We start from the raw sequence: 18,193 nt of genomic DNA, 5'->3' as shown, positions 1-18,193 counted from the left end.
TCAATATTTTGATTTAAAGTTTGCTTCCCCTGCCTCTTTCTTAGAATTTAAGCTTCCTACAGGTGCTTCATGATAAAAATACTCTATATCGAAGATGACCTCATGATTGGTAAATCAACCTTCCGATTATTAAAACATGAAAAATTTAATGTCGATTGGGCCAAGACAGGACTCGAAGCTTTAGATTTACTTTTTAATCATGTTTACCATCTGGTTTTACTTGATCTGGGTCTGCCCGAATTAGAGGGTTTAGAAGTCCTTAAGCATATTCGTAAAAAAGCTGATTTAAAACAATTAGGCGTAATTATTATCAGCGCACGAGATCAAAGTCGCGATAAAATTCAGGGACTTAGACTAGGTGCAGATGACTATATTGTAAAACCTTACGATTTTGATGAGTTAGTCGCGAGAATTGAATCGGTGCTTCGCAGAGGAAAATTTAGCACGATTGAAGAAATCTGCTTTGAAGTTGGAGATACCCAGATGTTTCCAAATACACGTAAAGTATTAAAACAAGGACATTCTGTAGAACTTTCAGCAAAAGAGTGGGCCGTTCTAGAACCTTTAATGATGTATCCTAACCAGATTTTTTCACGACAGGCACTTGAACAAAAACTTTATGACTGGGATGTTGAACTTAATAGTAATACCATTGAAGTCCATATCCATAAACTACGTCAAAAATTAGGTAAAGATTTAATCCGTACAGTGCGAGGCCTCGGTTACTGCATTGAAACCCGATAAAACAGGAGAAGGATGATTTTTAGTAAATTGTTTCACTTCTATCATAAACAGCCTCTAAGTTCTCGAATGACTTGGAGTATTTCTGTTTTAAGTATTATTTTACTGGTTTTAATCGCGATTTCTGCTTATCGGATTGCCTTGGAAGAATCTCAGGAAGTTATTGATAAACAAATGGAGGAAATGGCGGAATTTCTTGCCAGTGTCAACATTCCTCACCGCCTTTCAACCTTTGATCCTCATCGCCGCTACGGTGAACGCGATGTCTTCATTGATATTGTTGACCGTGATCAATTATCGACTTTAATCAAAAATCATAACTATTTGGTCGATCATCTGGAGAAAGCTCAATTTATAAGAAAAAATAGCACCCGCGGTAAAATAGTAGCTTATGTCTTACCGCTTGAAGATAAGCAAATCCAAATCAGTCAACTGGTCATTGTGCGTAAAAATCTGGCGCGTGAATTGGCCTTTAATATGCTTATTCCCTATTTTATTTTTATGCCATTTGCCATACTGGGAGTGTATTTTCTCATTCGTTATCATTTAAGACCACTTGCAGATTTAAAGACAACGTTTTCACAACGGGACTATAACGATTTATCTGAAGTTCAAGTTAAAAACCTGCCTGTCGAGATTACTCCTGCTATTGATGAATTAAATTATTTATTTAAAAGGATTGAAGATGCCCAACAACAACAACAAAAATTTATTGCCAATGCAGCACATGAATTAAGAACACCTTTAACCGCATTAAGTTTACAAACAGCCGTATTGATTAAAACGCCGAAAGACAGCCCTTTTTATCAGGAAAATATCGATGATCTGGATCAAAACCTGAAAAGAATGTCGCATCTGGTTCATCAACTTATGACTTTGGCACATCAGGAGGCACTTTCTAGCGAAGCTTTATATCCTCTCAATTTACTTGAAATTATACGTCAATGTACAGGTCAATTGCTTGCCAATGCCCGTAAAAAAGACATCGATGTTCAGGTCAATATTGATGATTTCAATGAAAAAGTAGAAGTACAGGCCACAGTCAGTGCGTTGGAAAGTATCTTTCTCAATTTGATTGATAATGCCATTAAATATAGCCCTGAACATGGCCAGATTCTGATTAAATTATTTGAGTACACTGATACGATTCTGGTCGAAATACATGATAGTGGTCCGGGCATTGCGCCTGAACAATATGATCATGTGATGCAACGTTTCGTACGCTTGATTGAAACCCAATCTCAAATCGTAGGTAGTGGACTTGGATTATCCATCGTGCAATCTGCACTGGAATCTATTCAGGCCACTCTACAGTTAGATCGTTCAGAAATATTACAGGGTCTAAAAATAAAACTTTATTTCAAGTTATAAATAAACGATTGCATTCATTGATAAGGCTCTTGCCCACACAAATTTATAGGGTTTGAGGGGGCTTTAGGAATAAGATTTTTCGACTTTGTATGTAGACGTTCACTATAACAAATGCCATAAGAATGCCTCCTAAAATATCAAGGGGGAAATGTACCCCCAAATAAACACGTGACCACCCAACCAAAGCCGCAATCAACATGCCTATCGTCCCAAGCTTTTTACAATCTTGATATAAAAATGAAAATGCTAATATGCTAATGGTCAACATATGGTGGCTAGGAAAAGAATTGTTAGCCGCATGGGAAACCAGTAAATGTCCCAGTCTCAATACAAAAGGTCGTGGATGATAATAAAAATGATCAATGATTGCGGCAATACAAACCCCAATGAGAACCATCAAAATGCTATGCAAATAGGCTCTTTTGTAATTTAAAGAGGTCTTAACTAATAAAATAGTGCATAAACCAAGATAAACACCAATGAGGTCATGTGAAATAAAAATGGCACTTTTTAATAAAAATGGAGATGGCGTAACAGAAGCATTAATCCATAAAAACAAAGTATTATTTAATTCAGAAAGTGACATAACATGATCATACAGGTCATACAAGTTCGCTTATTAAAGCGGAATATGATTAAGTGTTTCTTAGCAAAAAACCATAGTAAATAACTGAAATATAATGTAAAAAAATTAATAACTTTCTCAGCAAGTCTTAATCTATATTTTTTATTCTAGGGATTCATATGACTTGGAATCTCGTAAAGTGGCTTTGTATCTAGAGAAATTTGATAAATACAATTTGGTTTTATTATTTTCCACTGCCCTATTGATGCTGATTTTCATACCTATTGCTGGATCATTAGATCAAATGCTCAGTCTTCCTTGGGTAAATCACTCGGGATATTACTTAAGAGAAAACCAGTTTTTAGTTAAATTTGGACATGAGTTTTTGAAAAATCTAGTCATTATTATTGCAATGATACATGTCGTATTATGGATTAAATTCATCTTCCAGAAATCATTCTCACCACTTCGTTCTATAACAGGTGTTGTAGTCATCGGAATGATGATTTCCATTTCAGTGATCGGGATATTTAAGTCTCAATCTGTACATGCATGCCCATGGACGCTTTTACGAGTTCACGCGAATCATATCGACTGGCTCAAATCTCTTCATGTACATGGGAAATGCTTTCCTGGCGGTCATGCATCTGCGGGATTTTCTTTATTAATTTTATATTTTGCTTATCGCCCATTTTATCCAAAGTTGGCGCGCTATGGTTTGATATTAGCTTTAGTCATGGGTTCGCTCATGAGTACGGTTCAGATGGTACGTGGTGCTCATTTTCTAAGTCATAACTTATGGTCATTCTGGTGGTCATGGCTGATTGATTTCATGGTGTATAAAGTATGGCAAATGTTCTGGCCTAATTATTTAAAAGATATTTCAATAAATAAGAAATTTCTCAGACATGATGTTAACCATTGAATTTTAATTAAAATTTATCTAATCATTCCTTAATCTTCTCAGTTTTAAATAAGACATCGGCATCCATTATACGAAATCATGCACATGGCTCAACGGCTTCGACTTAAAAGAATCTCAGTCTCACTGAGAGTGTTTAATATTTTGGTCGCTGGCTGGTTAGCCAGTTTTACCAATATAGGGTTTTATCAACACCTATCCTCGTTTAGTTCATTTTCTGGGTTAACCCAATATTCATTTATTTTTGTGACTTTTTTAATCTTAAGTGGTTTTTATTTCTTTATTTTACAGCTTCTTAGTTGGCAACAGTCGGCTAAAGTATTGGCTACAGTTTTAATTATATTGACAGGATTTTCATCGTATTTTGTCAATCAACTTGGTGTGAATATTAATACAGACCAAATCCAGAATGTCGTGCAGACCGATGCCCATGAAGCTGTTGATTTATTATCAATTCCGTTTTTATTGTGGTTAATCAAAACGATTGTCTTACCTTTAGCCCTTTTATGTTATCTAAAAATTGAACCTACAAAAAATATCAAACATCTTTTTCTGGATAAATTGATCAGCCTAATGGTCGCATTGTTCATCATCGGTCTGGGATTATTTTCATTTTATAGCCAATATGCACCTATTTTTAGGGAAAACCGAGAGTTAAAAGCACAAATTTCACCATTAAATATTTTATCCAGTAGTTGGAGTTATGCCCATAAGAATGTAAAAACTCAAAACTTACCGTTAATTTCTTATGGTGAAGATGCTCATCAGGTCAATTATACGATTCAACAGCCTGCAAAAATCATGGTTTTGGTTGTTGGAGAAACTGCTCGTGCGCAAAACTTTAGCTTAAATGGTTACCCCAAAATGACGAATCCTGAACTCAGCCAGCTGGATATTGTAAATTTTAGTCAGGCATCCTCATGTGGAACACAAACATCTGTCTCAGTTCCATGCATGTTTTCAGGAATGCCGCGAAAAAATTATGACCAAGCATTAGCTGCACATCGCGAAGGTTTATTGGATATCGCTCAAAGAGCAGGTTATCAAGTAACTTGGATTGATAATAATTCGGGTTGTAAAGGAACCTGTGACCGTATTAAAAATTATATTTCTCCTAAAGATCAATCCGCTTATCAGAAGTGGTGTAGCAATGGTGAGTGTCAAGATGAAGTTTTACTAGCTGCATTAAATGACTATCTTAAAAGTATGGATCTTAAAAAATTAAAACAAAATCAGTTAATTGTTTTACATCAGATGGGTAGTCATGGACCTGCTTACTACAAACGTTATCCTCATGATTTCAAAAAATTTCTACCTGCTTGTGAAACCAATAATATTCAAAATTGTGATCATGATTCCTTGATTAATACGTACGACAATACCATCTTATATACGGATCATATCGTGGCAAGTGCTATCCATGTATTACAACAAACTGGCGTACCTACAGGATTAATTTATTTATCTGATCATGGCGAATCGACAGGAGAAAGCGGTTTATATTTACATGGAACACCTTATTTTATGGCACCTAAAGAACAAACACATGTTCCCTTTCTATTTTGGACATCACAACAATGGCCTGAACATCAAAAGATTCAGCATTGTTTAAGTCTACAAAAGGATCATGCAGTGAGTCAGGATCATTTATTCCCAACTTTGCTGGGTCTGTTAAATATTCAAACCAAAGTGCTGAACCCACAATTGAATTTACTCGCACAATGTAGAGGTAGTATTTAAAGTGATTCGTATTTTATATATCGAAGATGACTTAATGGTTGGAAAATCGACCTATCAGCTACTTCAACATGAAAAATTTGAAATTGACTGGGCTAAAACAGGATTGGAGGCTCTCGATTATTTATTTGGTCAAACTTATCATATTGTTCTTCTAGATCTTGGATTACCCGAATTGGAAGGCCTAGAAGTACTTAAACATATCCGTAAACAAGTTGATATGAATAAGATGGGAGTGATTATTATTAGTGCACGAGACCAAAGCCGCGATAAAATCCAGGGTTTAAGGCTCGGTGCTGATGATTATATTGTGAAGCCTTATGACTTTGATGAATTGATTGCAAGAATTGAATCGGTGTTGCGACGTGGAAACTATAGTTCACTTGAAGAAATTCATTTTAAAGTGGGAAACGTTCAGCTCTTTCCCAATACCCATCGGGTACTCAAAGGTAAAAAGAAAATTGAACTCTCGGCCAAAGAATGGGCGATTTTAGAACCGATGATGATGTATCCCAATCAGATATTTTCCAGACAAATGCTTGAGCAAAAACTTTATGACTGGGACACCGAAATTAATAGTAATACCATCGAAGTTCATATCCATAACCTCAGATATAAATTAGGCAAAGATTTTATTCGTACCGTACGTGGTCTGGGTTACTGTATAGATACCCCAAAAGCTTCAGGTTAGATGTCTCGATGCCCCCTGCTTTAGCTAAACTCTGGCAAATTTACCATGACCAGCCGCTCAGTTCGAGGATGTCTTGGAGCATCTCGGTTTTTAGTATTATTTTACTGATTGTGATTGGCATTGCTGCTTATCGGATCGCACTTGAAGAATCACAGGAAGTGATTGATCGACAAATGCAGGAAATGGCAGAGTTTCTAGATAAAAACAACCTGTCAAACCGCCTCTCCACGTTTGACCCAAAAGCCAGATATGATGAGACCGATGTTTTTATTGATATTATTTCCAAAAATGAACTTGAACGATTAAGCCAGCAGCATAATTACCTATTGCCTTATTCAAATTCAGCTCATTTTTCTAAACATCGAACCACACGGGGTGAATTAAAAATTTATGTACTCCCACTGCCTGATAAACAAATACAAATTAGCCAACTGATTAAAGTTCGCCGCCATCTGGCCGAAGAACTTGCATTTAATATGCTCATTCCCTATTTGCTTTTTATGCCCTTTGGTATTTATGCAGTTTATCGTCTTATCCGTCATCATTTACGTTCTATCAATGAATTAAGCACCACATTTGCACAACGGGATTATCACGATTTATCTGAGATTCATGTAAAAGATTTACCCGTTGAACTTACGCCCGCCATCAATGAACTCAACTATTTATTTAAACGAATTGAAACAGCACAAAAGCAACAACAGCTTTTTGTTGCCAATGCTGCACACGAGCTAAGAACGCCTTTAACCGCACTCAATCTGCAAAGTTCACTGCTCATGAAAACTCAACGAAATAGCTCAAGTTATAATGAAAATTTAGCAGATCTAAGACAAAGCCTAAATCGAATGACACATTTAGTCGAACAATTAATGTCATTGGCACATCAAGAGATTCAACAGCACGAACCACTGGAAAATTTGAATTTAATTGAAGCAACACGTCGTAGTATTGGACAGTTATTGGCAAATGCACATCATAAAAATATCGATCTACAAGTCGACATTCAAAATCAGCCAGAACACCTAGATATATTTGCTACTCGTAGTACATTAGACAGTATTTTAATTAACCTGATTGATAATGCTATCAAATATAGTCCAGTCCAAAGTTTGGTACTGATTAAATTATATTGTGGAGAAAACCAACATTGCTATGTTGAAATTCATGATAGTGGTCATGGCATTGCCCCAGAACAATATGACCATGTAATGCAACGTTTTGTTCGACTGGTTGCAACGCAGCATCAGGCAATAGGAAGTGGGCTTGGTTTATCTATTGTACAATCTGCTTTACAAGCAATTGAGGCCACGATGCAATTTGATCAGTCAGAACAATTAAGTGGTTTAAAGGTCACGTTATGCTTTAAGCAAAACATCTAATCAAACGTGTAACTCTTTATTATTAAATCAAGTAAAAGTAAAAAATTTGATATTGGGAGTGACAAAATAGACCGCATTATAGAATTTAACGCTACATTGTTATTTAACCTCTGCATGTAAGGCCGTTATGGACGAGATCAAACAGCCAACTTACTTTCTCTATGAAAATAATGTTTTATTTAGATAATCAAAATAGCTCTATTAATTTCAAAAAATCTATAGAAATACTTAATTTTTACAGCAAATATTCCCAGATTATATAACCAATACCAAAACCCAAAAAAGCATAAAGCGTGATAATAAGAAATACAAAACTTGCCTTATTTTTTTGCTTTAAAAAACGCATATCATTCACCTTAACGATTACCAATATTAATTAAATTAACTTTCAACATACGCCTTACGATCAATATATTTTACACAGAACCATTTCAAATATTATGGCTGATGCTTGACTAGAGACTGTTTTTGTTGCTGAGATGGCATATATTCAGGTTCATTACTGACTGCCAAATAGAAAAAGGTAAGAAATAGACATCCAAGTAAAATACTGATTCCTACCGTTACAAATGGAAAATGCGATTTATTTTTTTGCATGAGAGACGCTCCTGAATATTTACACGGTTAAAAAGAAGAGGAAGAATAACGAGAGGGCTTTAGAATATTTTCATTTTGGATTTGTGTCTGAATATATTCTGAATAAACTGATAATTTTTCAAAAAGATGTTCCGAATAAAACATATCCTCTATCAAATGATGTGCCTGTTCTTGGTTAAAACCATGTGTCAACATCAATAATTTCGCATTTATTTTAGAAAAATCGTGACACAATGTCCGATGGAATTCATCTTTTACTTTAAAAAATAATTTCTTTTGATCTATTTGCTGTATAGAAAAAATAGAGATATTGCATGTCTTATTTAAAATATAAATTTCAATATTTAAAAATTGGCTAATTTTATTTAAAATCTGCACATCAATATCTAGTTTAGAGATAATAAATATCTTTGATATATCTGTATGGCAAATAGCTTTAATCAAACTTAAAAATAAAAAATCAACATCATCTATATACTCAAAAATATCTAGATATAAATTTAAATTTTCCAGTGTATTATCAATATTGACCAGACTTTTTGTTTGTATCTGATAATATGATTCAAGCATATAATTGATTGCTACTGTTAATGGCGTAGTATAAATTGTCTTTTTATTTAGGTTTGCCAGAATAATCGGCGAAAAAAGATAGGCAAGATTGAGATCATTCCATTCAATTGAGGATTGAATAATATAAACTGAATGGGCAGGAGATAAATTTCTCAATATTTTAGCGCGTAAAATGGTTGCTTCAAGATTGACATATTGATGCGAAAGTTGTTGCTGGATGTTTTGAGACGGTAACCGCTGCATAAAAATCTGCAATATTTGATTTAATTCGTCAGTTTTAAACACATCACACCTCTCTATTTCGGCCAAACTTTTAAAGTCAGATCCAAAAAATCAAATTCAGCTTGGTACAATATCCATTGTCATCAAAAACACTGTAAGTTGTTAGACACAGAATAAGCTTAAAAAAATATAACAGATAAGCAAGTATCCATCTGAACTGTTATAAAACTGATTTTTTTCGATGAAAAATTAGTTGTACTGCTCTATTTTTTAGTTCACTTTATAACTGAAGTATTCTATCTTTTAGGCTTTAGGCGCTCTTTTCATTGCGATGTATAAATCTGAACAACTTGCACAACATTTAAGGCGACTCATTGAAAACGGCTCATGGCCCGTGCATACCCGCTTGCCTTCTTTGCGTGAGCAAGCTGAAATTTCGGGTTTTAGTCTTATGACGGTTATGAATGCCTATCAGGATCTTGAAGCGCAAGGTTTAATTTATTCTAAAGAAAAATCGGGTTATTTCGTTGCTGAAAATGCAAAAACCCAGATTCCGCAAAGCGCAGCCATCGTTTCTTTAAATCCCAAAATAGAGATTAATTCTCTGGTGTTTAAATATTTAAAATCGATTCAATCCAAAGACATTGTTCCTTTTGGTTCAGCTTTTCCAGATCATCATTTACTGACACCCTCCAAGCTTTTACAAGTAGTCAGCCAAATGGCCCGTGATCAAAAAAGTTATGATCAAACTACCAATCTCCCACCTGGAAATCTGGCTTTACGCAAGATCATCGCTCAACGTTATTGTATGCAAGGGATCCCAACCGATGCGGATGATATTGTAATTACCTCGGGCGGTCTGGATGCATTAAATTTATCGTTACAGGCACTCACTCGCCCAGGAGACTATATTTTATTGCAACAAACCACATTCTATGGTGCATGGCAAGCAGCAGAACGTTTGGGCTTAAAGGTCATTACTTTGCCCGAACATGCCAAATATGGTTTTGATCTGGAAGCATTTGAACAAGTCATTCAACATTATCCGATTAAAGTTTGCTGGTTTATGCTGAATGCGCAGAATCCAATCGGTTTTACAGTCAGTGATGAGATTAAATATAAAATTGCCAAACTTTTACATGAACACAAAATCTATTTAATAGAAGATGATGTGTATGAAGAACTTTTTTATGGTATGCATAAACCGTTGTCTATGAAATATTTTGATCGGGGTAATCTCGTTTTACATTGTTCTTCTTTTTCAAAAACGTTAGGCGCAGGCTTTCGCGTGGGCTGGGTATATGCTGGAAAATACTCAGAACAAATTCAACATTTACAACTGATGAGCACCATCTCAGCCAATGCACTGATTCAAAATGCATTGGTTGAATTTGTATCCAGTCATCATTATGAAAAACACTTACGATTGTTACGTCGTCGTCTGGAAAAAAACAAGAAACGCTTTGCTCAGTATTTAAAGCAACATTTGGGACAATGCTGTGAAATATATAATTTTCCCAGTGGCTATTTCCTCTGGATCAAATTACCACTGCATATCAGTAGCTTAGAACTTTACCAAAAACTAATCATAAAACATATCAGTGTGGCACCAAGCCCACTTTTTAATGTTTTAGAAACGAATCAACACTATATTCGCTTAAATTGTTCATTTGAATGGACTTCACGCATTCAAGACGGATTAGACCAATTCATCCAGTCCATCTTGAATTTTCCTTGAGAATCCCTATACCCACATGAAAAAAACCATTAATTCTTGGTAAATTGACAAAAAAATAGGGGCTATCGCCCCAAGTGATTAATGAGGCGCTGGCCCCTGTAAACTGCGTTGTGGTTTTGGACTAAGCCAGATAATCAATCCTGCAAATACAAAAGCCAAAGCAAATAATAAAAACACATGGTTTGCCGACATCGTAATCGCTTCTTTATCGACTAAATTAGAAATTACACCTAAAACTGTGTCTGAACTAAAACCATTCTGGAGAAGCACATTTTGCGTCTCTTCAACATGCAGACTAGACACCATTTCGCTTCGTGCAACTTTGGCATGGTCATCCCAGATAGTGACCGCAAGCGAAGCTCCTATCGCACCTGCCATGGTTCTTAAAAAATTCATTAATCCAGCAGCAGAGGCAATCTCTTGAGGCAGAACCGAAGCAAGTGCAATATTGGATAATGGAATAAAGAAAAATGGCACAGCAAAGCCCTGCAAAATCTGAGGCCAAGCCAGTGTCATAAAATCAGAATCCGTAATCCAGAATGCCCGCATAAAAGTCACAACCCCTAGCAATAACAAACCAAAACTAGCCAACGCACGTGGATCATGTTTAGTGGCCAGTTTGGCGACCAAAGGAGACATTGTTAGACTACCAAAACCCATGGTTGCCGTTAAATAACCGGCCCATGTGGCGGTATATCCCAGATTCATCTGCAACCATTGTGGAATTAATACAATACTGCCAAAGAAAGCACCAAATCCAAAAGACAATGCCAAAACAGAAACGGTAAAACCCCTATGCCTAAAAATCCAGAGATTAACCACGGGTTGTTTATCGGTCATTTCCCAGATGAGAAAGACAATAAAACCTATCACCGCGATCAAGGCAAGCATAACAATACTAGTATTATTGAACCAATCTCGCTCATGACCCAAATCTAACATGAGCTGTAATGCGCCAATCCACAGCACCAATAGGAATAAACCAACGCTATCAATTCTTAAGCGAATAGTTTCTGTTTCTGCAACAGATAACAATCGAACGGCGGCCATGACACAAATAATACCCACAGGGATATTGATAAAGAAAATCCAGTGCCAAGATAAATTATCACTGATTAAGCCACCGAGGATTGGCCCCAAAATTGGTCCTAATACAGTGGTCATTGCCCATAAGCCCATGGCCTGTGAATGCTTTTCCTGTGGAAAAATACGCATAAGCAATGTTTGGCTAAGTGGCATCAATGGTCCGCCTGATAACCCCTGTCCGATACGACACAGTACCAGCATTTCAAGACTAGTTGACAGTCCACATAAGAATGAGAACACAGTAAAGCCTATCAGCCCCATGACGAAGACACGGACGGTTCCAAAACGGCTCGCTAGCCAGCCAGTCAAGGGAACACAAATCGCTTCGGCAACCGCATAGGAAGTAACAACCCACGTCCCTTGTGAGGAAGATACCGCCAGATTACCTGTGATATGAGGTACGGAGACATTGGCAATAGTGGTATCCAGTACCACCATAAAATTGGACAAAGCAATGACAAATGCTGCAAGCAGCAAGCGACCACCACTTAACTCGGCAAAAGGTGTCCGGGTTGCAGCCTGATTTTGAGCACTCATAGATTACTTCTTCGAAGAAAGATCGACCGTTGCTTCCATCGACAGACCCACTCGTAATGGATGATCTGCCAATTCTTTTGGATCAAGTGCAATACGCACAGGCAATCGTTGAACAACTTTAATCCAATTACCAGTCGCATTTTGGGCAGGAATCAAGGCAAATGCGGCACCCGTTCCACCAGAAAATCCAATCACCTTGCCATGATATTCAACATGATCGCCGTATAAGTCTGAAGTCAGGGTTGCAGTTTGCCCCACGCGGACTTTTGCGAGTTGACTCTCCTTAAAATTAGCATCGACATACAACTGAGAAATCGGGACAACACTCATCATAACTGTGCCCGGCGCAACACGCTGACCAATCTGAATATTGCGACGAGCCACCACGCCATCGACTGGTGCACGAATAACTGTACGATCCAGATCAAGTTGTGCCTGCTCTACTTGTGCCTGTGCCACCAATACATCTGGAAGGGTATCTTCATCTGTACCTTTAATTAAGGCATCGTTGGCAGCCAAATTACTCATTGCAGCTTTGCGGTTAGACTCTGCCTGAGACAAACCTGCCTGAGCTACGTTTAGATTCGCTTGCGCTGTTTGCAATGCGCTTTGTGCAGACGTCAGCTCTTCTTTGGAAATCGCGCCTGTTGCCGCAAGTGAAGCACGACGATCATAGTCCTGTTTAGCTTTATCTACATCAGTTTGTGCTTTTGCAATCTGCGCTTTGGCACTGTTGATTTCATCATCACGGACAATAACTTGCGAGCTTAATGAGCTACTATTGGCTGAACTTTGTTGATATTGACGCTTAGCCTTTGCCAATTCAGCCTTTGCCTGCGCCAAAGCAATAGTTGCATCGCGATTGTCAATTTCAACCAGAATATCACCCTGTTTGACTTGAGCCGTATCACTGACTAATACTTTCGCGACTTGCCCACTGACCATAGATGTAATTTGAGCATTTTCCGCACCAACGTAGGCATTGTCTGTGCTCATTGAATTGTTAAAAAATACAGCCCAAATCGCATATAAAATTGCAGCAATAATTAAAATGAGCGCAAAATAACTCAGTATCTTTTTGCGTTTTGATTTCATTGCGTCATCAGAAGTTGATGCTGTCTGCTCTTTTGTCTGTATTTCATCTTGAGCATTTGTCATCGCATATTCCTAAGTCAGTAGGTTGAAATTGTCAAAGCTTTTTCAGTTCGATCGATCAGTCTAAGTTCTGAATCTGAACTTAATCTTAAATAAGAAATTTTCTGACAATGTTAATTTTCAAATGAAGCAAGAATAACTAAAAAAATCATAATTTGATAATAAAAAGATAACTTATTAGTTCATTTTTGCTTAAGCTGATTTTTATCCACTTTCCACGAACGTAAGGCCCAAAAAAAGCACCTCAAAAGGTGCTCCACGATGCTCAATAAATTGAATTAATACGCATAAGAAGCTGTACCCACCGCAATAATTTTATCCTCATTATTTTTCATGGTCATACGCATAGTACACCCCTTGCGTCCCAAACGCAGGGTTTCGGCCTTGGCAATAAAATACTCCCCTCGACCCGGTGCGATATAATCAACTCGCATATCAACCGTTGCTAAACGGGAAACTTTTTTAATTGTTTCTGGCATATTTTCAGGCTCTGCTTTCTTATACAACTCACCCATTGCAACAATCCCGCCAATACTGTCCAGCAATGTCGCAGCCACACCACCATGCAAAATCTGGAATGCCACATTACCAATCAAAGTCGGTTGCATCTCGATATACGCTTCAATCTCTTCATCCACGACACGCATGGTCATTCCACTATGCTTAAAAAAAGGAGAACTGTTAAATGCCTGACATAGCTGATTCAGAATCACTGTAATCTCTGTTTTCGAGCCTAAATGAATATGCCCAGTCCATGTTTTTTTCGATTCAGTCATAAAACACCTGATACCCATAAATCTGAATTAATGCCAATTCTGTTTGTACAAATGCCCTATTATGGGTCTACAATACGCCACAAGTTAATACTGAGGCTTGAGATTGTTATGACTTATACGTTCAATCGTCCTGCATTTCCAGCGACTCGCATGCGTCGAATCCGTAAAAATGATCAACTGCGCGCCATGGTAAGTGAGACTCAGCTTACGCCGCATCATCTCATTTACCCAGTATTTGTCTTGCCGGGACAAAATCAACGTCAAGATATTCCAAGTATGCCGAATATTCAGCGTTTATCGGCAGATTTATTAGTCAAAAAAGCAGAACAGCTTTTAGAATTAGGCGTCTCCAAGCTTGCTCTATTTCCAGTCACACCACAAGAAGACAAAAGTCTGACTGCTGAAGCAGCATGGCGTGAAGATGGTTTGGTTCAGGAAACTTGTCGTTTACTCAAAAAAGAATTACCAGAAATGGTACTCATCACCGATGGTGCTTTAGACCCATATACCACACATGGTCAGGATGGCATTATCGATGATACAGGTTATGTACTCAATGATGAAACCGTAGAGTGTCTGGTTAAACAGGCTTTGAGTCATGCTGCTGCGGGCGCAGATGTGGTTGCACCTAGTGACATGATGGACGGGCGTATTGCAGCGATCCGTCAGGCTTTAGAACAAAACGGTTTTATTTATACCAATATTATGGCTTATTCAGCTAAATATGCTTCCAGTTTTTATGGTCCATTTCGTGATGCAGTCGGTTCTGCAAGCAACTTAAAAGGCGGTAATAAATATAATTACCAGATGGATATTGGCAATCGTGCAGAAGCTTTACATGAAATCGCACTTGATTTGCAAGAAGGTGCTGACATGGTGATTGTCAAACCGGGTATGCCTTATCTGGATATTGTCCGTGAAGTGAAAGATACTTTTGGGGTGCCGACATTCCTTTATCAAGTCAGTGGTGAATATGCCATGCTAGCGGGTGCAATTCAAAATGGCTGGTTATCCGATAGTGTGATTTTAGAATCACTGCTGTGCTGCCGTCGTGCAGGCGCAGATGGAATTTGGACCTATTTTGCCGAAGAAGCGGCGCTAAAACTCAAAGAGATGAAATAAGCTTATTACAAATCGGATATGAGCATGCACATTGCCATTATTGGTGCTGGTATCAGTGGATTACTCACTGCACTTGAATTAATTGAACAAGGCTGTCAGGTGTCTATTTTTGATCAGCAACAGGCTGGACAAGCGGCTTCATGGGCGGGTGGTGGAATCCTGTCGCCCATGTATCCGTGGCGCTACCCTCAAGCGGTCAATACACTGGCACAATATGGCAAATCAATGTATCAAACATGGAACGAGAAATTACGTCCAAATTCCGGTATTGATTTTGAAATCCATGACACAGGCATGTTGATTTTTGATGAAGATGATTTCGACATCGGTTTAAATTATGCAGAGCGTTATCAGGAACCCATGCAACAGGCCGAATACCTAACACCTGATGCTTTAAAACAGATTAACCCGTGGATTCATCCCAAATTTCAACACGCTATTTATTTCCCTGAACTTTCCAATATTCGTAATCCGCGACTATTACAGTCCGTTATCGCTTATTTAAAGCAGCATCCTTTGGTCAATTTTGTTGAACAAACACATATTATAAAATTTCAGATTCAACAACACCAAGTTCAGTATGCGATAGATCAACACGGCAACAAAATACAAGCGGATCAATTTGTGCTTGCGACAGGGGCCTGGAGTCAAGATTGGACGGAACAACTAAATCTAGAAATTCCAGTACAGCCCGTACAGGGACAAATGGTGTTATTTAAAGCCCCTGCCCACTGGCTTCCAACTATGTGCATGAATAAAGTGATGTATCTGATTCCACGTCAGGATGGACATATTGTTTGTGGTTCAAGCATGGCCTATTGTGGTTTCAATACGCTGCCCGATGCAAAAACCAGACATAATATTGTAGAAGCCTGTCTGGAAATGGTGCCTGAGCTCTCCCAGTTTCCTATCGTAAAACAATGGGCGGGTCTAAGACCTAGTTCACCAACAGGCATCCCTTATATTGGTGCTGTTCCAGAAGTAAATAATCTCTGGATGAATGTGGGACATTTTCGTAATGGCTTATGTATGGGACCTGCTTCTGCACAGTTGTTACGTCAGTTAATGCTGAAGCAACCGACTTTTATAGATCCGACACCTTACTCCCCAGAACGCTTAAACAGCGAACAACTGATCGTAAGCTAGATAGCTCAAAGCAAGCTTTTAATAATCTCATCCTTATTTTGAACCAAACATTTTTGTGGCCATTCGCTGTGCTTGTTTGCCATAAAACCAGTAGGTAATGAGATACAAAGGAATCGCCAGTACCAAAAACATGATCAAAATAATGCTGATAAATTGAGGTTGTTGTAAATAAAGCAGAAAATTTTGAAAAACTTCAGGATCACGTAACGAAAATATAGCCAGACCAAGCAAAACACCCAATAAATTATATCCCCAGAAAATCAGACTAAACCCTAATGTCAGCTTTTTACGTTCTGCTTGAGTGGGTGCACGTTTTTCCTGTTTTAAAAATCTAAATAGTACCGCAATCATAGCAGTCAGATACGGAACCGCCGTGATCACCATACCTAGTCCTTGGGGCAATAAAGCAGCAATGACACCCATAAGCAGGGTAACCATGAAACAAATAAGAAAAAACCACAAGTAATAACGGCGTAAGTTGGTCATTTTCATCACAAATTGAGCATCCAAAAAAATATTTTAAGTTTTTTTCAAGTTTTTTGCATTTTCTTGTCAACCTTTTCGGTATGAGCTTCGTTATATAGGGTACAAGGTCAGCAGCAACCGAGCTTAGTTTGCACGGCATCCGCAAATGTTCGGTGACCTTTCATTATGACATCTCCTTTGGAATATGTTTTGTTAGCAGCCAGATATATTCTAAAGTTTTTGACCGACGATTTATCATCACTCGAATCGTCGGTCTTTATTTTTTAAAGAATGTATTTGTTATTTCAAGCTTAGGATATAGTTTGAGTTTCATACATTTTCATTGGTTCGCCGTCATTGGTTATCACCATCGTTAAAAAAATCCAGCCACATTTCTCATAAAAATCATTTAAATCCGTAATTAAATATAATTTTTTAAATCCTTTATTTGCATAATCCCTTCTAGCAAAATCCAAAAGTTGTTTTGCCAAATGTTGTCGTCGATATTGAGGCTCTACAAATAATGCACATAGATTAGGCGTCAAATCTGTTCTCTGATGAAAATCATTGTCAATAACCCCTGCTCCAGCCACGATATTTTGATTTTCATCTACAGCTATATACCATTCAGGTACGTGATTTAGCTGATCAATCGCGCCCGTCATACTCTCCAAATAGGCTTCATAAGGAATATGCCATTGTTGCGAAAACCATAATGCCGCTTTTTCTTTATGGTCTGAATGAGTCGAAATTTTAATCACTTTCATTTCATATGCATCTTTAGACTTTATGTATTCAATCAATTCGATCAAATTATTTATCAACCTCAAAAGAGGGTTCACATAAAATTGGAAAATTAACCGAGTTTGCAATCATGCATTCATGATGAGCCTGTTGATGTAGCTGTTTAGCCAAATCCAGACTTTTCTTTGCTTGTAATATTACATGAGGTTTTAAAATAATATGGGTGATATGCCCACGCTTTTCGGGATGAGCATCTTCCATAAAACCGCATGCATGATCGACATAATCCATGATACAAACGCCATTTACTGCACAAAGATGTAAATACCATAATTTATGACAAGCTGAAGCTGCCGCTACCATTAAATCTTCTGGATTCCACTTTGTCGGATCACCTCTATATGCAGGATCGGCTGATCCACAAATAGAGGGTTTATTATGATTTTCAATTAAGAAATCTCGTGTATAGGATTGATAAGATTTTGTTCCGTCCCCTATATTTCCTATCCAGCGAATTTTGACATCATATTGATGTATCGTCATTTTTACTGCCCATTTGATAAAATGCGGTCCACAGTCATAACTGAGATTTTGCTCGTGGATGTATTCTGAATTCCAATTTAATTTAT

19 protein-coding genes are annotated in these 18,193 nt (G+C 37.6%); 9 read left to right on the top strand and 10 right to left on the bottom strand.

Going from position 1 to position 18,193, the window contains the following annotated elements; all coding sequences use genetic code 11:
• Positions 1 to 69 precede the first annotated feature (69 nt).
• Positions 70 to 744: a response regulator transcription factor gene (locus IAE20_RS10640; RefSeq protein WP_200482745.1), complete on the top strand. Its 675-nt coding sequence runs from the start codon at positions 70 to 72 to the stop codon at positions 742 to 744.
• Between the two features lie 12 nt (positions 745 to 756).
• Positions 757 to 2,112 carry a sensor histidine kinase gene (locus IAE20_RS10635; RefSeq protein WP_200482746.1) on the top strand — a complete coding sequence of 452 codons (1,356 nt, stop codon included), beginning with the start codon at positions 757 to 759 and terminating at the stop codon, positions 2,110 to 2,112.
• Between the two features lie 43 nt (positions 2,113 to 2,155).
• Here the strand turns inward: IAE20_RS10635 and IAE20_RS10630 are convergent, their stop codons facing one another.
• The gene (locus IAE20_RS10630; protein WP_200460755.1) at positions 2,156 to 2,698 is read right to left on the bottom strand and encodes an undecaprenyl-diphosphatase; all 543 of its coding nucleotides are present in this window, start codon (positions 2,696 to 2,698) and stop codon (positions 2,156 to 2,158) included.
• Positions 2,699 to 2,861: 163 nt separating this feature from the next.
• On the opposite strand from IAE20_RS10630, the gene IAE20_RS10625 reads away from it, so the two are divergent.
• From IAE20_RS10625 to IAE20_RS10610, 4 genes are all read left to right on the top strand, one after another.
• Positions 2,862 to 3,602, top strand: a complete 741-nt coding sequence (locus tag IAE20_RS10625) for a phosphatase PAP2 family protein (protein WP_227611123.1) — start codon at positions 2,862 to 2,864, stop codon at positions 3,600 to 3,602.
• Between the two features lie 84 nt (positions 3,603 to 3,686).
• Entirely contained in the window at positions 3,687 to 5,339 is a 1,653-nt protein-coding gene (locus tag IAE20_RS10620; protein WP_200482747.1) for a phosphoethanolamine transferase, read from the top strand.
• A gap of 1 nt (position 5,340) precedes the next feature.
• The gene (locus tag IAE20_RS10615) at positions 5,341 to 6,027 is read left to right on the top strand and encodes a response regulator transcription factor (protein WP_200460757.1); all 687 of its coding nucleotides are present in this window, start codon (positions 5,341 to 5,343) and stop codon (positions 6,025 to 6,027) included.
• A gap of 8 nt (positions 6,028 to 6,035) precedes the next feature.
• Entirely contained in the window at positions 6,036 to 7,406 is a 1,371-nt protein-coding gene (locus IAE20_RS10610; protein WP_227611124.1) for a sensor histidine kinase, read from the top strand.
• Between the two features lie 235 nt (positions 7,407 to 7,641).
• On the opposite strand, the gene IAE20_RS16935 is transcribed toward IAE20_RS10610, so the two are convergent.
• From IAE20_RS16935 to IAE20_RS10600, 3 genes are all read right to left on the bottom strand, one after another.
• A complete protein-coding gene (locus IAE20_RS16935) occupies positions 7,642 to 7,752 on the bottom strand; it encodes a hypothetical protein (RefSeq protein WP_413784495.1) in 111 nt (36 codons plus the stop codon).
• Positions 7,753 to 7,844: 92 nt separating this feature from the next.
• A complete protein-coding gene (locus IAE20_RS10605) occupies positions 7,845 to 8,003 on the bottom strand; it encodes a hypothetical protein (protein ID WP_200482748.1) in 159 nt (52 codons plus the stop codon).
• Between the two features lie 27 nt (positions 8,004 to 8,030).
• Positions 8,031 to 8,858 carry a hypothetical protein gene (locus IAE20_RS10600; protein ID WP_200482749.1) on the bottom strand — a complete coding sequence of 276 codons (828 nt, stop codon included), beginning with the start codon at positions 8,856 to 8,858 and terminating at the stop codon, positions 8,031 to 8,033.
• Positions 8,859 to 9,126: 268 nt separating this feature from the next.
• Here IAE20_RS10600 and IAE20_RS10595 point away from each other — a divergent pair, with 268 nt between their 5' ends.
• Positions 9,127 to 10,533, top strand: a complete 1,407-nt coding sequence (locus IAE20_RS10595; protein WP_200482750.1) for a PLP-dependent aminotransferase family protein — start codon at positions 9,127 to 9,129, stop codon at positions 10,531 to 10,533.
• 78 nt (positions 10,534 to 10,611) lie between these two features.
• Here the strand turns inward: IAE20_RS10595 and IAE20_RS10590 are convergent, their stop codons facing one another.
• The 3 genes from IAE20_RS10590 to IAE20_RS10580 form a co-directional block, all read right to left on the bottom strand.
• Positions 10,612 to 12,156, bottom strand: a complete 1,545-nt coding sequence (locus IAE20_RS10590; protein WP_200460761.1) for a DHA2 family efflux MFS transporter permease subunit — start codon at positions 12,154 to 12,156, stop codon at positions 10,612 to 10,614.
• 3 nt (positions 12,157 to 12,159) lie between these two features.
• Entirely contained in the window at positions 12,160 to 13,314 is a 1,155-nt protein-coding gene (locus IAE20_RS10585) for an HlyD family efflux transporter periplasmic adaptor subunit (protein WP_200460762.1), read from the bottom strand.
• Positions 13,315 to 13,589: 275 nt separating this feature from the next.
• A complete protein-coding gene (locus IAE20_RS10580; RefSeq protein ID WP_200460763.1) occupies positions 13,590 to 14,087 on the bottom strand; it encodes a thioesterase family protein in 498 nt (165 codons plus the stop codon).
• A 108-nt stretch (positions 14,088 to 14,195) separates the two neighbouring features.
• Between IAE20_RS10580 and hemB the strand changes: the two genes are divergently transcribed.
• Entirely contained in the window at positions 14,196 to 15,209 is a 1,014-nt protein-coding gene (gene hemB / locus IAE20_RS10575; RefSeq protein ID WP_200460764.1) for a porphobilinogen synthase, read from the top strand.
• 24 nt (positions 15,210 to 15,233) lie between these two features.
• Positions 15,234 to 16,355, top strand: a complete 1,122-nt coding sequence (locus IAE20_RS10570) for an NAD(P)/FAD-dependent oxidoreductase (protein WP_200482751.1) — start codon at positions 15,234 to 15,236, stop codon at positions 16,353 to 16,355.
• Positions 16,356 to 16,388: 33 nt separating this feature from the next.
• Here IAE20_RS10570 and IAE20_RS10565 read toward each other — a convergent pair whose 3' ends face one another.
• The 3 genes from IAE20_RS10565 to IAE20_RS10555 all read right to left on the bottom strand — a co-directional run bounded on the left by IAE20_RS10565 (position 16,389) and on the right by IAE20_RS10555 (position 18,107).
• On the bottom strand, positions 16,389 to 16,841 hold the full coding sequence (locus tag IAE20_RS10565) for an ABZJ_00895 family protein (protein WP_200482770.1): 453 nt from the start codon (positions 16,839 to 16,841) through the stop codon (positions 16,389 to 16,391).
• A 290-nt stretch (positions 16,842 to 17,131) separates the two neighbouring features.
• Complete coding sequence (locus tag IAE20_RS10560; protein ID WP_200482752.1) at positions 17,132 to 17,587, bottom strand: GNAT family N-acetyltransferase; 456 nt, start codon at positions 17,585 to 17,587, stop codon at positions 17,132 to 17,134.
• 46 nt (positions 17,588 to 17,633) lie between these two features.
• Positions 17,634 to 18,107, bottom strand: coding sequence for an OsmC family protein (locus IAE20_RS10555; RefSeq protein WP_200482753.1), 474 nt, complete (start codon positions 18,105 to 18,107; stop codon positions 17,634 to 17,636).
• Between the last annotated feature and the right edge of the window lie 86 nt (positions 18,108 to 18,193).

This window comes from Acinetobacter sp. S54, from assembly GCF_016624945.1.
Classification (GTDB): Bacteria; Pseudomonadota; Gammaproteobacteria; order Pseudomonadales; family Moraxellaceae; genus Acinetobacter.
The sequence above is the reverse complement of the archived record's forward strand: the minus strand, read 5'-3'. Positions and strand labels throughout refer to the sequence as shown.